At 73.7% G+C, this 13,348-nt stretch carries 11 protein-coding genes; 4 read left to right on the top strand and 7 right to left on the bottom strand.

The features are described from left to right. Positions 1-8 precede the first annotated feature (8 nt). Positions 9-6,116 (top strand): CHAT domain-containing protein, encoded by a 6,108-nt coding sequence (locus tag AB0K12_RS06425; protein ID WP_364556137.1) that lies wholly within the window; start codon positions 9-11, stop codon positions 6,114-6,116. Here the strand turns inward: AB0K12_RS06425 and AB0K12_RS06420 are convergent. The 5 genes from AB0K12_RS06420 to AB0K12_RS06400 form a co-directional block, all read right to left on the bottom strand. Beyond that, positions 6,008-6,310 carry a hypothetical protein gene (locus AB0K12_RS06420; RefSeq protein ID WP_364556135.1) on the bottom strand — a complete coding sequence of 101 codons (303 nt, stop codon included), beginning with the start codon at positions 6,308-6,310 and terminating at the stop codon, positions 6,008-6,010. The two genes, AB0K12_RS06425 and AB0K12_RS06420, sit on opposite strands and share 109 nt — an antisense overlap. Positions 6,311-6,343: 33 nt before the next feature. Continuing rightward, the gene (locus tag AB0K12_RS06415) at positions 6,344-6,799 is read right to left on the bottom strand and encodes a hypothetical protein (protein ID WP_364556133.1); all 456 of its coding nucleotides are present in this window, start codon (positions 6,797-6,799) and stop codon (positions 6,344-6,346) included. 111 nt (positions 6,800-6,910) lie between these two features. Continuing rightward, a complete protein-coding gene (locus AB0K12_RS06410) occupies positions 6,911-7,459 on the bottom strand; it encodes a GNAT family protein (RefSeq protein WP_364556131.1) in 549 nt (182 codons plus the stop codon). A 43-nt stretch (positions 7,460-7,502) separates the two neighbouring features. Continuing rightward, positions 7,503-8,210 carry a hypothetical protein gene (locus tag AB0K12_RS06405; protein ID WP_364556130.1) on the bottom strand — a complete coding sequence of 236 codons (708 nt, stop codon included), beginning with the start codon at positions 8,208-8,210 and terminating at the stop codon, positions 7,503-7,505. A gap of 219 nt (positions 8,211-8,429) precedes the next feature. Continuing rightward, the gene (locus AB0K12_RS06400; protein ID WP_364556129.1) at positions 8,430-9,755 is read right to left on the bottom strand and encodes an MFS transporter; all 1,326 of its coding nucleotides are present in this window, start codon (positions 9,753-9,755) and stop codon (positions 8,430-8,432) included. 104 nt (positions 9,756-9,859) lie between these two features. Here AB0K12_RS06400 and AB0K12_RS06395 point away from each other — a divergent pair, with 104 nt between their 5' ends. Together AB0K12_RS06395 and AB0K12_RS06390 are read left to right on the top strand one after the other, a co-directional pair. Then, positions 9,860-10,531 carry a GntR family transcriptional regulator gene (locus AB0K12_RS06395; RefSeq protein ID WP_364556128.1) on the top strand — a complete coding sequence of 224 codons (672 nt, stop codon included), beginning with the start codon at positions 9,860-9,862 and terminating at the stop codon, positions 10,529-10,531. 11 nt (positions 10,532-10,542) lie between these two features. After that, complete coding sequence (locus AB0K12_RS06390) at positions 10,543-10,902, top strand: DUF2203 domain-containing protein (RefSeq protein ID WP_364556126.1); 360 nt, start codon at positions 10,543-10,545, stop codon at positions 10,900-10,902. Positions 10,903-10,908: 6 nt separating this feature from the next. Here the strand turns inward: AB0K12_RS06390 and AB0K12_RS06385 are convergent, their stop codons facing one another. Next, entirely contained in the window at positions 10,909-11,676 is a 768-nt protein-coding gene (locus tag AB0K12_RS06385; RefSeq protein WP_364556124.1) for a VOC family protein, read from the bottom strand. A 177-nt stretch (positions 11,677-11,853) separates the two neighbouring features. On the opposite strand from AB0K12_RS06385, the gene AB0K12_RS06380 reads away from it, so the two are divergent. Further along, positions 11,854-12,483: an alpha-ketoglutarate-dependent dioxygenase AlkB gene (locus tag AB0K12_RS06380; protein ID WP_364556122.1), complete on the top strand. Its 630-nt coding sequence runs from the start codon at positions 11,854-11,856 to the stop codon at positions 12,481-12,483. Between the two features lie 3 nt (positions 12,484-12,486). Here AB0K12_RS06380 and AB0K12_RS06375 read toward each other — a convergent pair whose 3' ends face one another. Continuing rightward, entirely contained in the window at positions 12,487-13,341 is an 855-nt protein-coding gene (locus AB0K12_RS06375) for a serine hydrolase (protein WP_364556120.1), read from the bottom strand. Between the last annotated feature and the right edge of the window lie 7 nt (positions 13,342-13,348).

The following is a 13,348-nucleotide window of genomic DNA, read 5'->3' as shown; positions in this document are numbered from 1 at the left end:
CTTTGCCCATGACCGATCCGGCCGGGGCGCTGGCCGCCCGCATCGAGCGGTTCGAACAGGCCGCGGATCCCGAGCTGGTCTGGGATCCCGCGGCGCTGTCCGAGGCCGAGCAGGCGATGCTGGCCTGCTCCGGCGACCGCTCCGACGCGGCCACCTGGCGGCTCATCGGCATGCTCCACCTGGCCCGCTACCGGCTCGACCCGCGCACCACGCGCGACGCGGCGGTGGCGGGCGCGTTCTTCGCCGCCGTGGCCGTCGTCGACCCCGGCCGGCTGCCGGAGAAGCTGCGCGGCTCCCAACTGCCTCCGGGCGAGTCGGCCGGCACCTGGGCGGGGCTGGTCGAGGAGGTGTTCAGGCACGTCGACCCGGGCGCGTACCGGCACGTGGGGTTGCTCATCCACGCCCTGGTCCGGCGGGCCATGGCCGAGCCGGTCGCGGAGGTGTCGGAGCGGCTCGGCGAGTTCCTGCTGCAGGAGTCCGTACGCTCGTCCGACCCCTCGTGGGCGCCCGGCGCGCTGGGGCCGCTCGGAGCCGGGCTCGTGCGGCTCCACGAGGCCACCGGCGAGCGCGAGATCATCGACGACGCCGTCCACATGCTGCTGCGCGCCGCCCTCGGCGAGCCCGCCTACACCCGCGACCTGGCCGCCGCCCTCCACCTCGCGGCGCCCGGCGACGACGAGCTGGCCGCCGCGTACCTCGCGGCCGCCGAGTCGGGGGAGCGGGACCGGTCGCGGGCGCTGCTCGCGCTCGTCGAGCTCACCCGTTCCCGCGCGGTCGCCTCCTGGGCCGACGACGACCTGCTGGCGTTCATCAGGGTCGGGCAGTGCGCCCTGGACTTCTGGCACGAGCGGTGGGCGCATCCGGGGGTGCTCGCGCCGTACGCGTCGGGGCTCATCGAGTGGTACGTCGTCACCGGCGACGAACGTTCGCTCGAAGCCGGCCTGGAGATGCTCGACGCGTTGCGCGTCACCCCCGACGAGGACGTACGCGACCTGCCCGACCCGCTCGTCCGGCTGCGCCTGCTCGGCGACCGCAGGATGCGCCGCCACGAGGTGAGCGGCGACCCCGCGGATCTGGAGTCCGCCGTCGAGGCCCGCCGCGACGCGCTCGCCATGGTCCCTGACGACCACCCCGCCAAGCCCGCCTTCCTCACCTCTTTGACCACCGCCCTGCTCGAACTGGCGGTCCTGACGGACGGCGACCCGGCCGCCCCGATCGCCGCGGCCCGCGCCGCCTTGTCCGCATACGGCGACCACGCCCCGCAACGCCCCGACACGCTCCTCCTCCTCGCCGAAGCCCTCACCCTCCCCCTGACGACCGGCCTGCCGGGCGACCCCCGGCCACTCTCCGATGCCGCCCCGCACGGCACCTCTCACCTGACGGCCGGCCCTGCACTGCCGGGCGACCACCGGTCGCGCTCCGGTGCCGCCCCTCACCCCGGCGACGAGGCCGTCTCCGTGTTGCGGGAGGCACTCGCGGCGGGTGAAGGACTGGCCCGGCGGGCCGAGGCGTACGGGCTGATGTCGGAGGTGCTGCGCCGGCGAGCCTCCAGCGCCGACGGCGACCGGCGTGCCGCCGATCTGCGGGAGGCCGTCCAAGCAGCCCGCCGGGCCGTCGAACTGGCCACGAAGGACGCACACGGCCAGGCCGGCGCCCGGCGCGCCCTGGTGGAGGCGCTGCTGGCGCGTCACACGGCGTACCAGGATCCCCGCGACCTCACCGAAGCACTGTCCTTGACCGGTGAGACCGGCCGAGAACCCGATGCCGCTTTAGACGCCGCTTTGGACGCCGCTTTGGACGCTGACTTGGACGCAGCCCTGGCGCGCGTGCTCGACAGGGCGGGGGAGGTGGATGAGCAGCTCGCGGCGACCGCGACCGAGCTGGCGCTGCGGTCGCCGCGCGAGGAGCGGGCGCTCGCGCTGCTCCGGGTGGCGGAGCGGCGGGCCGAGAGCGATGCGGAGCGCGGTGAGTTCCTCGCCGAGGCGGCGGGGCGGCTGGCCGAGGCCGGGCGGGCGGGCGTCGCGGGTCGCGTGCTGGAGCGGGCGGCGGAGGCGTTCGAGACGGCGGGAGAACGGTCCCGCGCCGCCGCCATGCTGTCCCGGCTGGGCGGGCTGGCCGAGCCCGAGCGGGCTTTGAAGGCGTACGCGCGGGCGGCGGACGTCCACCATGACCTCGGAGATCCCCGTGCGGAGGCGCAGGAGCTCACCCGCATGGGCCTGCTCCACCTCGCCGCCGGTGAGCCCGCCCGCGCCGCCGACCTTCACCGGCGGGCCGCCGCCCTGTGCGAGGACGCGATACTGCCGGCCGGCGAGGCCTCGCACCTCCGGCACGCCGCCGAAGCCCACCTCGCCGCCGGCGACCCGGCCGCCGCCGTCGAGTGCGCCGCCCGGGCCCGGGACCTGCACCTGAACGTGGGCGAACCCGTCCCCGCCGCGCTCGCCCTCGTCATCGCCGCCCGCGCCGCGATCGACCAGGACGACCTCACCGCCGCCGGCGAGCGCATCACCGCCTGCGCCATCGAGCTGGAGGCGGCCGGGGACTGGGAGGAGGCGTGCCGGGCGCTCGACGCGCACGCCGTCCTGCTCGCCGTACGCGGCCACCCCGGGCAGGCCGCCGCCTGCGAGACCCGGCTCGTGGAGATCGTGCGGCGGCACGGGCGGCGGCGCGAGCCGGCCGACGAGTGGTACCGGATCGCGCAGCGCCGCCGGGGCCGGGGTGACGCGGGTGGGGCCCGGGTCGCCTTCGAGCTGGCCGGACGCGAGTACGACGCCCTCGGCAACCCCGACGGCGCCGCCTCTGTGCGGTACAACCTGGGGGTTCTCGCGTACGGGGAGGGTGAGCCCGCGCAGGCGATGGAGGCGTTCGGGGTGGCGGCGGAGGCGTTCGCTCAGCTGGACAGCCCGGTCAAGGAGTCGCTGGCCCTGACCATGCGCGCCGCCTGCCTGACCGCCCTCGGACTCCCTGACGACGCCCTGACCGACCTCGACCGCGCACTCGAAACGGCTGCCTCCGACCCTTACGCCCTCCTGGTCGCCACCCTCGGCCGCGCGGCCGTGGACGTAGAGCTGGGCCGCCTCGGGGAGGCCGAGGAACGCCTCCACACAGCCCTCACGCTGGCGGGCGACGACCGGCTGGCCGAGGGTGTCGTGCAGGACCGCCTGGCAGCCTTACACGGCCGCACGGGCAACCTCAACGCCCAGGTCAGCGCCCTCGAAGCCGCCTTGTCCGCTTTCCAGACCACCGGCCACCCCCAACCAGCGGCCCTGATCGCCATCAAATTGGGCCTAGCCCTGGAACATCGCGGCGATTACCGCGCCGCCCGCCAGAGCCTGGAAACCGCCCTCAGTTCTTCGGGCGCTCAAGCGCTGAGCTCTGTGGGCGGTGCTGAGGGCGCTCCGGCAGAAGGCCCTGCGGGTGGGTCGGCGGGTGGCCCTGCGGGTGGCTCGGCGGGTGGCTCAGCTGCGGAACCGGTCGAGGAAGCGCCGTTTGAGCTCATCGCCGCGATGAACAGCGACATCGACGCCGCCGCCCTGTCCCGCCTGGCGACCCTCCACCTGACCCTCGGCGACCTCACCCGTGGCCGCGCCGCACTCACCGCCCTGCGGGCGGGCGGGCGCCGGAGCGATGCGGTGGCTCGCTTGGAGTTCTGGCTTCAGCTCGCCGAAGCGGAAGCGGCCGGCGACCTCGCCCAGGCCCGCGCCCTCGCCACCCAAGCCCTGACCGCCCCCACCCCATCCCCACCCACCGACACCGCCCCCGCATCGGGCGCTTCCGCACCTGGCACCCCCGCATCTGGCGCCTCTACGCAAAGCCGCGAATCAAAGGGCGGGGAGCTTCTCGCGGGGTTGGAGGCCGGAGATCGGTCGTATCTGCTGGTCAAGTTGTCGGGCTACTGCCGGGCCCTGGGCGACCTGCCTGCCGCCTATGCGTACGCCGCGCGAGGGTGTGAGTTGCGTGATGAGCGGGTGGGTGAGCATCTGCGGAACCTTGGGGCGGCGGCGCTGGAGCTGGGGCGGGCGGAGGAGGCGATCACGCACCTTGAGGCGGCCGTCGAGGCGGCCCGGGGTGCGGTGCCTGCGCAGCTTGCCGGGGCGCTCGCGCAGCTCGGGGCAGCCTTCACCGATGCGGCGAGGTGGAGGGAGGCCGGTGAAGCCTATGAGGAGGGGCTGGCGCTGACGGCGCCTTTCGTGTGGCGTTTCCTTCGCATTCCGCTCCTCATCGGGCGTGCCGCTCTTCACCTCAAGCTCGGTGAGCTGGACGAGGCTGCCGGCCGTTACCGTGACGCCATCGCGCTCGGTGAGGAGCTGGGCCGCCCCGCAGGCCGGCCCGCCGACCTCGCCGCCGCTTACGCGGACCTGGCTCTCGTTCACGAGCTTCGTGGTGATCTTGAAGGGGCCCGGCCTTTCGCCGAGCGTGCCCTGCACCTGCAACGCGCCCACGGTGATGCCCGCGGTACCGTCCTCGCCCTGGTGGCGCTCGGCCGTCTGACCGTCGAGCAGACCGACAGGATCCAGGCCGTCAGGTGGCTGGAGGAGGCCGTGGCGCTGGCGCAGGAGAGTGGGTTCAGGGCGGGGGAGGCGGTGGCGCAGTGCCGGCTCGCGGTCCTCGACCTGGGCTCAGGCGCGTACGACCGGGCCGGGCACCGCCTCCGCACGGCCATCGGCACCCTGACCGATCTGGGCCACGACATCGAGCTGCGCACGGCGTACCACCTGAGGTCGGTCGCCGCGGAAGAGCTGGGCGACCTCGCAGGAGCGCTGACCGACGCCGAGCGGGCCTGCGCGCTCGGTCACGGCCCTTCGCGCGAGAGAGCCGTCCGCCTGGCCGTCACCCTCGGACGGGGCGGGACGGCCTGGGAGCACGCCGAGCAGGCCAGGGTCGCCGCCCTCGCCGCGCACCTGGACGGCCGGCCCTGGCCGGCGCCCGAGGGTGTGCCCGCGAACCTCCTGGAGGCCGAGCAGCAGGCCCTGACCACCGTCCAGAGCCTGATGACGGCCGCGGGACACACCAGGGACCCGGACCGGGCCGCCCGCCTCATCCACCGCGCCCGCGCGGCCAGGGCCGACCTGGAGTCCGTGTGGCGTCGCATGGCCCCCTCGGCACCCCATCACGTGTCCCTGCGCCGGCGGTCCACCTCCGCCCCGGCGACGCGTGGGACGGTCGCCATGCTGGCGTTCCACCTGGACGAGCGCCTCGGCACCACGACCGTGCTGGCCCACCGTACGGGCCGGCCGGACCCCCGGGCCTTCACGACCACCGTCGGCCGGGAACTGCTCACAGACTTTCTGCACACCGCGTACGCCCCCAGACCAGGACTCCTCGACATCGACGCCCGCCGCCACCGCGCCGACGTCTGGCGGCGCATGGCCGACGGCCTGCTGGCCGAGGCCCTGCGGCACCTCGACCTCCAGAGCGGCGACCTGCTCCACCTGCTCCCAGGCCCAGGACTGCACGGCATCCCCCTGCACGCGCTCACACCCTCCGGCGGCCGGTCCCTGATCGAGCACGGCCCCGTCACCTACGCCCCCGCCACCACGACGGAGGGCCGGCCGCAGGCGCGGCGCGGCACACCGATGGTGATCGGCCAGGAGGAAGAGGCGGCGGCGCTGCTCGGCACCACCCCCGTCACCGCCACCGCGGCCGACCTGCGAGGCGTACGCCCCGTGCTGCACCTGGCGACCGACATGGTGCTGGACGAGAAGGACCCCTTCGGCTCCGGCGTCCTGCTGGCCGACGGCCTCCTGACCGCCCGCCGCCTGATGACCGTGAACGTGGCGGCGGACCTCGTCCTGCTCACCCCGCACACCGCGACGCCGGGAACGGGCGCGGCCGTGGCCGCGCTGGGTCAGGCGTTCCTGCACGCGGGCGCCCGCGCCGTGCTGCTTCCTCTCTGGCCGGTCGCCAAGGAGATCAGCCGGGCCCTCGTGCACGACCTCATCATGCGCCTGCGCGCGGGAGACGCCCCCGCCACGGCCCTGCGCGCCGCCGTGCTGGGGCTGCGCGAGCTCTACGGCTCGGCCGAGCCGGATCTCTGGGCGTCGTACGTGCTGATCGGCCCGCCGGGAGGCTCACCCGTCCACTTCGACCCCGGCATGAGGGTCACCAGCACCAGATAGCCGAAGAACGCCACCAGCAGCCCCACCGCGTAACCGCCGAACACCGAGGGCGCGGCGAGCAGCGCCACCACGAACCCGCCGCCCGCGACGGCCACCACCGCCGCCACGTCGGCAGCGGACGCGCGGCGCCGCAGCAGCCCGTGGGTGATCCAGCCGATGACCAGTCCGAAGCAGATCGCGCCGAGCACCGCCATGGGTTCACGATCGCACGAGCCGGGGAAGCGGGGCTAGAGGTAGGACCGGGTCGCGCTCACGAGCTCGCTGGCCCCGTCGCGGGTGTCGACGTAGATGGCCTTGCCGGGGGTGCGCTCGCGGACGTCGTGATCGCGGATGGCGAACACGGCGGGCGGCACGCCCACGTCGCCGTAGCGCGCGGTGACGGCGGCCCCGATCGCCCGCCGCACGTCGGACACCACCTCGCGCGGCCCCTGCCCGGAGCCGGAGGCCGCGAGATAGCCCAGCATGCCGGCGAAGCGCAGCTCGCCCTCGGCCGGCGGGCGCTGGCCGGGCAGCACGGGACGGTCGAGCCAGAACACGTTGCCCGCCAGGAACGCCGGATAGCCCGCCCCCTCGTCGCCGAGCGAGCGCGCGGTCTCGGCGAGCAGCTCGCCGAACTCGGCCAGGTCCGCCCCGGGCGGCAGGTCCGTGGTGACGAACAGGGGCACGATCAGCGAGTCGAGCATGTGACTATCCCTCCGTGAGAGGCCTCATCGTAGGATGCCGCACCGACAATCCCGGGACCCGCGACTCCGCCCGGACTTGACCCGGCGCTCACGAACCGCGGGAAGTGGGGGTCAGCGCTCGACCCACTCGTCCTCCAGCGCCGAGTGCACGATGGAGTCGCGCCAGCCGTTCGGCGTGGGCAGGTGGTGGCGGATGCGGCCCTCCTCGACCATCCCCGCGGTGAGCATGGCGAGCTGGGCCGGCAGGTTGGCGGGGGAGCGGGCGCCCCAGATGCGGTGCAGCCCGAGCTGCTTGAAGCCGAAGGACAGCAGCAGGCGTACGAGGTCGGTGCCGATGCCGCGCCCCCACTGCTCGGGATGGAGCCCGAACCCGATCTCGGCGCTGTGCGGCAGCTCGGCCTCGATGCGCAGCCGGGCGACGCCGACCACGTCGCGGCGGCCCGCGTCGAGCACGGCCAGCACGTAGAGCAGGCGCGGCTCGGCGGCGGTCGCCCGCACGGCCTCCTCGACGAGGCCGGTCACCTCCTGGAGGCTGCGCGGCGCGAAAGGCGCGTGCTGGGTGGCGACGGGATGGCCGTAGACGCCGTGCAGAGCGGCGATGTCCGCCTCCGTGACGTCACGGAGGCAGACGCGTTCGCCCTCGCAGACCACGCGGCGCATGCGCCGACCGTAACGCGAGTTCCGTGATCTTTACAAGCCCTTGTCAAGTCGCGAGTTGACTGCCGTAAGCGCGCGCGACAAGTTCGGCGACGGCGCTGTGCGAGCCGAGCGGCTCGGCGTGGCCGGCGTTGATCGCCGCCGCGGCCTGTTCGATCAGCGCGTACGGAGCCTCGTGGCCGATCATGCAGGGCGCGATGGCCAGCCGCTCGGCGCCCGCCGCCCGCAGCCGCTGGGCCGCGACCGGCACGCCGGGCTCGCTGTCCAGCGACGCCGCGACGACCGGCAGCGTGAGCCTGGACGCCAGCAGCACCGCGGTGGCCTGCACGGCGTGCACGGCGCGCTCTCCGCCCACGGTGCCGAGGATGACGGCGTCGACGGGGCTGGAGACGTTCAGCAGGCGGACCCGGTCGGCCCTGGCCAGGCCGCGCTCGGCCAGCCGGATGTGCAGGGCCTCGGCCAGCAGCGGATGCGGGCCGAGCGCCTCGGTGACGGCGGCCCCGGTGCCGGTGGCGGCGACGGCCTTGCCGATCTCCGCGAGGACGGCGGGATCGTCCCAGGTGAGGAGCGGTACGACGACGGCTTCGCGGCCGGAGGGCAGGGAGTCTGCCAGGTCGCTCACGCTCGTCAGGCGCACCTCGATCTGGGGGTTGTCGACGCGTACCACGGCCGCGATCTCCTCGGCCACGCCGTCCGTCGCGCCGGGAGTGGCGAGCACGAGCACGGGGGCGTCGGGCGGCAAGGACGTGGGCACGGGACGGCGGTGACGACCGCCGCCCGGCCGGGGGGAACGTTCTCGTACAGGCAGGCTCACAGGCGGGCAGTTTATGCCTATTCGGAGACGGTTGTTCTGTGAATCGATGGCGATACGGTCACAACCCTGTTGACTAGGGGCTTCCGCGCCCCGAAAAGCTCCGCGGGCGGTGTCGGCAGCCACCGCCCGCGGCTCTCGCGGCATCCCCTGCGAGGTCTGTCAGGCGAACGGGCCCACCTGCGGGGCCTTCCTGGCCTCTTCCGGCGTCTCGGCCAGGTCGACGTCGCGGGTCTCCGGCGCGATGGCCAGGCCCACGGCGGTGACGGCGAGGGCGGCGACGACGTACACGGAGACCGCGATCGTGGACTGGAAGGACTCGTACAGCTGCAGGGCGATGATCGGGGCGAGCGCGCCGCCCACCACCCCCGCCACCTGGTAGCCCATGGAGGCGCCGCTGTAGCGCAGGCGGGTGCTGAACAGCTCCGCGATGAACGCGGCCTGCGGTCCGTACATCGCGGCGTGGGTCACCAGCGCCACCACGGCGGCCAGCGCGATCAGCGGGAACGAGCCGGTGTCGAGCAGCGGGAAGAAGACGAACACCCACACCGCGGCGGCGACCACGCCGGCCAGGTAGACGGGGCGGCGGCCGTACCGGTCGGACAGCGCGCCCGCCAGCGGGATCAGCGCGAGCTGCAGCGCCGAGCCGATGAGCACGGCGTTCAGCGCGTACGAGCGCGGCAGGTTCAGCGTCCCGGTGATGTAGACGATGATGTACGCGGTGAAGGTGTAGAACGCCACGTCCACCCCGATGCGCGCGGTGAAGGCCGACAGCAGCGCGCGGGGGTGCGTCCGCAGCACCTCGATGAGCGGCATCTTGGCCGTCGCGCCCTGCTCGGAGACCTCGGCGAACAACGGCGACTCGGTGATCCGCATCCGCACCCACAGCCCGACGAAGACCAGCGCGCCCGACAGCAGGAACGGCACCCGCCAGCCCCACGACAGGAACGCGGCGTCCGACATGGTGAACGACATGATCGTCAGCAGGCCGGTGGCGAGCACGTAACCGGCGGGCACGCCCACCTGCGGCCAGCTCGCGTTGAAGCCGCGCCGGCGCCCGTCGCCGTGCTCCAGCGACATGATCACCGCGCCGCCCCACTCGCCGCCCAGCCCCAGCCCCTGCACGAACCTCAGCAGCGCGAGCAGGACCGGCGCCAGCACGCCGACGGCGGCGTAGCCGGGCAGCACGCCGATGAGGAACGTCGAGACGCCCATCATGAGGAGCGTCACCACCAGCACGGTCTTGCGGCCGACCCGGTCGCCGAAGTGGCCGAACACCACGCCGCCGAGCGGCCTGGCCACGAACGCCACCGCGTTGGTGGTCAGCGACGCCAGGATCGCGGTGAAGGGGTCGAGTGAGGGGAAGAACAGCTTGGGGAAGACCAGGGTCGCCGCAGTGGTGTAGAGGAAGAAGTCGTACCACTCCAGCGACGTGCCGATCAGGCTGGCGAGGATCACCCGCCGGGTCTGTTGCGTGGAGCCTGACATCCGATCGCTCCTTGTGTCGAATGGGGGGATAGTCTTCAACGTAAGGATCGTTGAACAATTCGACAAGAGGTTTGCTCCATGATTATCTGTCAAATGTGGATAACGTGGTTGCTGATCTCTCCCAGGACCGGCCCCGTCTGGGACGCAGCAGCACGGCCGAGCGGGTGGCCGACATCCTGCGTGACCGCATCAGCGAGGGCTTCTTCCAGCCCGGCCAGCGCCTGTCGGAGGAGTCGATCTCCGAGGCGCTCGGCGTCTCACGCAACACGCTGCGCGAGGCGTTCCGGCTGCTCGGCCACGAACGCCTGCTCGACCACCGCCTCAACAGGGGCGTCTTCGTCCGGCTCCCGTCCGCCGAGGACGTCTCCGACCTCTACCGCGTCCGCCGCGTGCTCGAAGGCGCCGCCGTGCGCCGCCCGCCGTCCGACCGCGCGCTGGCCCTGATCAAGGAGTCGCTCCAGGACGCCGAGCGCGCGGTCGCGCAGGACGACTGGCAGGGCGTCGGCACCGCCAACATCCGCTTCCACCAGGCGCTGGTCTCACTCAACGAGAGCCCCAGGATCGACGAGGCCATGCGCCAGCTCTTCGCCGAGCTGCGGCTCGTCTTCCACGTGATGGAGAACCCGCGCGCCTTCCACGAGCCGTTCGTCGAGCGCAACCACGTCCTGCTCGGCCTCATCGAGTCGGGGCGGCCCGACGAGGCCGCCGCCTACCTCGACAGCTATCTCGACGAGGCCGAACGCCTGCTCATCCACGCCTACGAGCCCAACCGCTAACGTTGTCGGGCATGGACCGGCTCTTCACCCTCGACGAGGCCCGCGCGCTGCTCCCCGGCGTCATCCACGACGCCGCCGAGGTCATCGCCGCCCGCGCCGACCTGGCCGAGATCGACTTCGCCCGCCGCTCGGGCAGCAGGTCGGAGCGGGGCGGGCTGCCCGAGCTGAAGGGGCTGCAGGCGCGCATCGAGGAGATCGTCAGCGGCTGGAGCGAGCAGGGCATCGAGGTCAAGGGCATCGCGCCCGTGCTCGTCGACTTCCCCGCCGTGCTCGACGGTGTCTCGGCGCGGCTGTGCTGGATCGAGGGCGAGCGCGAGCTGGGCTGGTATCACCGTACGGAGCTGGGCTTCGCCGGCCGCCGCCCGCTCTGACGCCGGTCAGGCGGAGCTGGTGATCACCGCGAACGCGGCGCCGAACGGGTCGGCGGCGAACGCCATCCGCCCGACCCCTTCCGTGGTCGTCGCGGGCCCCCGCAGCGTGCCGCCGAGCCGCTGCGCCAGCGCCGCCGTCGCGTCGCAGTCGGGCACCTCGAAGTACGGCAGCCAGTGCGCACGCTCGCCCTCCGGCAGCCGGACGATGCCCGCGACGGACGCCGACTCGTCACCCTCGGCCGGCGTGATCACCGGATAGGTCTCCCCGCCCATCGGCAGGTCCTCGATCCGCCAGCCGAACACGGCCCGGTAGAAGCCCCTGACCCCGCCCGGGTCGGGCGTGAACAGCTCGACCCAGCACAGCGACCCCTGCTCGGTGACCAGCCCGAGCCCTGGGGTGCCGCCCGGCTGCCAGACGGCGAACGACGCGCCCGCCGGGTCGGCGAACACCGCCATCCGCCCCTGCCCCTCGATGTCCCGCGGCGCGGCCAGCAGCCTGCCCCCGGCCTGCTCGACCCGCTTGGCGACGGCGTCGGCCTCGGGGGTGTGGAAGTAGGTCAGCCAGGCCGCCTGGCCGCCCGGCGGCAGGTGCGGGCTGATGCCGGCCACGGTGCGCCCGCCGGCCTGGCAGAAGCGGTAGTCCGAGTGGGCGGGGCCCAGCGACACGGAGTCCCAGCCGAACAGGCCGGTGTAGAAGGCGGTGGACGCCTCCAGGTCGGGGGTGGTGACGTCGAGCCAGGAGGGGGCGCCAGGCAGGTAGGCGGTGGTGAGCATGGCCTGCTCCTTCGCATGGGGGGAGAGCGGTGGGTGGCCTCCGCGCCTCGGCTGTGGTCTCGAAGGGGCGATGCCACTCATATCCGGCGGCTTCCAGCGTGACACCTCGGCGCCCCCGCGTACGGCACTTCCGCCCAAGTCGAATGCGTGTTTGAACAATGGCATACACTCGGCACCATGACAGCCGCGTTCCAAGCATCTTTGCTCGGCTTCGACGAGGAGCTCGGGCTGGGCCCCCTGGCGGGCTCGGTCCGCCGCACCCACCTCGGCCACGGCGCCTGGATCGACCTGCGGCCCGGCTGGCTGAGCGGCGCCGACACGCTGTTCGAGCGGCTGGCCGAACAGGTGCCCTGGCAGGCCGAGCGGCGCCGCATGTACGACCGAGTGGTCGACGTGCCGCGCCTGCTCGCGTTCTACGGCGAGGGCGACACCCTGCCCGACCCCGTGCTCGACGACGCCAGGCGCGCACTCGACGCCCACTACGGCGATGAGCTGGGCGAGCCGTTCCGCACCGCCGGGCTCTGCTTCTACCGCGACGGCCGCGACAGCGTGGCCTGGCACGGCGACACCATCGGCCGGGGCAGCACCGAGGACACCATGGTCGCGATCCTGTCGGTCGGCGACCCGCGCTCGCTCATGCTCCGCCCGCGCGGCGGCGGCCCCTCCATCCGCCACGACCTCGGCCACGGCGACCTCATCGTGATGGGCGGCAGCTGCCAGCGCACGTGGGAGCACGCCATCCCCAAGACGGGCCGCCCCGCGGGGCCCCGCATCAGCATCCAGTTCCGGCCCCGCGGCGTGCGCTGAGACTCAGGCGCGCTGCTGGGCGGCGCCCCAGGTCAGCAGCTCCTCGGCGGTGCCGAAGCGGCGGCTCGAGCTCGACTCGCCGAGCAGCACGCCCACCAGCGGCCGGCCGTCGCGCTCGCTCGCGAACGCCAGACAGTAGCCCGCCGCCCGGGTGAACCCCGTCTTGAGCCCGATCGCGTCCGAGGTGCCGATGAGGCGGTTGGTGTTGCGCCAGACGTACGAGCGGTGCTCGCCGGTGCCGTCGAGATGGTGCCGGCGGGTCCCGGCGACCTCCTTGATGAGCGGCACCTTCAGCGCGGCGGCGGCCAGCACGGCCTGGTCCCTGGCGGTGGAATATCCGTCGCCCGCCGGGGTGGGCAGGCCGTCGGCGTTGACGTACTCGGTGTCGTTCATGCCCAGCTCGCGGGCGGTCGCGTTCATCTTGGCGACGAAGCCCTTCACGCCCGGTCCGTACGTGCGGGCCAGCGCGTGGGCGGCGTCCGCGCCCGAGGGCAGCATCAGGCCGTACAGCAGCTCGCCGACCGTGATGCGGTCGCCGGGGCGCAGGTCCGCGGTGGTGCCGCCGCCGTCCTCCGCGTACGCGACGTCCGCCGCCTTGATCCGTACGACGTCGGTGGGCTTGGCGGTCTTCAGCACCACGTACGCGGTCATGGTCTTCGTGAGGCTGGCGATCGGCATGCGCTCTCCGCCGGCCTTGTCGAGCAGCACGTCGCCGGAGCTCGCGTCCATCAGGTACGCGGCCCGCCCGTACACGGCGGGAGCGTCCTGGCGGACGGCGGGAGAGGCGGGTGCGGCGGTGGTCGTGGTGGCCTGGGCCGGCGCCGTGAGCCCTGTGACCAGGGCAAGTGCGCCTGCCATGGCAGTC

The organism is Nonomuraea sp. NPDC049419 (assembly GCF_040676995.1).
Taxonomy (GTDB): Bacteria; Actinomycetota; Actinomycetes; order Streptosporangiales; family Streptosporangiaceae; genus Nonomuraea; species Nonomuraea salmonea.
This window is presented reverse-complemented; position numbering and strand designations above follow the sequence as displayed.

Bases quoted from the DNA above. Each gene is read 5' to 3' on its own strand.
- AB0K12_RS06425 (WP_364556137.1), top strand. From the start codon at position 9: ATGACCGATCCGGCCGGGGCGCTGGCCGCCCGCATCGAGCGGTTCGAA.
- AB0K12_RS06420 (WP_364556135.1), bottom strand. From the start codon at position 6,310: ATGGCGGTGCTCGGCGCGATCTGCTTCGGACTGGTCATCGGCTGGATC.
- AB0K12_RS06415 (WP_364556133.1), bottom strand. From the start codon at position 6,799: ATGCTCGACTCGCTGATCGTGCCCCTGTTCGTCACCACGGACCTGCCG.
- AB0K12_RS06410 (WP_364556131.1), bottom strand. From the start codon at position 7,459: ATGCGCCGCGTGGTCTGCGAGGGCGAACGCGTCTGCCTCCGTGACGTC.
- AB0K12_RS06400 (WP_364556129.1), bottom strand. From the start codon at position 9,755: ATGTCAGGCTCCACGCAACAGACCCGGCGGGTGATCCTCGCCAGCCTG.
- AB0K12_RS06390 (WP_364556126.1), top strand. From the start codon at position 10,543: ATGGACCGGCTCTTCACCCTCGACGAGGCCCGCGCGCTGCTCCCCGGC.
- AB0K12_RS06385 (WP_364556124.1), bottom strand. From the start codon at position 11,676: ATGCTCACCACCGCCTACCTGCCTGGCGCCCCCTCCTGGCTCGACGTC.
- AB0K12_RS06380 (WP_364556122.1), top strand. From the start codon at position 11,854: ATGACAGCCGCGTTCCAAGCATCTTTGCTCGGCTTCGACGAGGAGCTC.
- AB0K12_RS06375 (WP_364556120.1), bottom strand. From the start codon at position 13,341: ATGGCAGGCGCACTTGCCCTGGTCACAGGGCTCACGGCGCCGGCCCAG.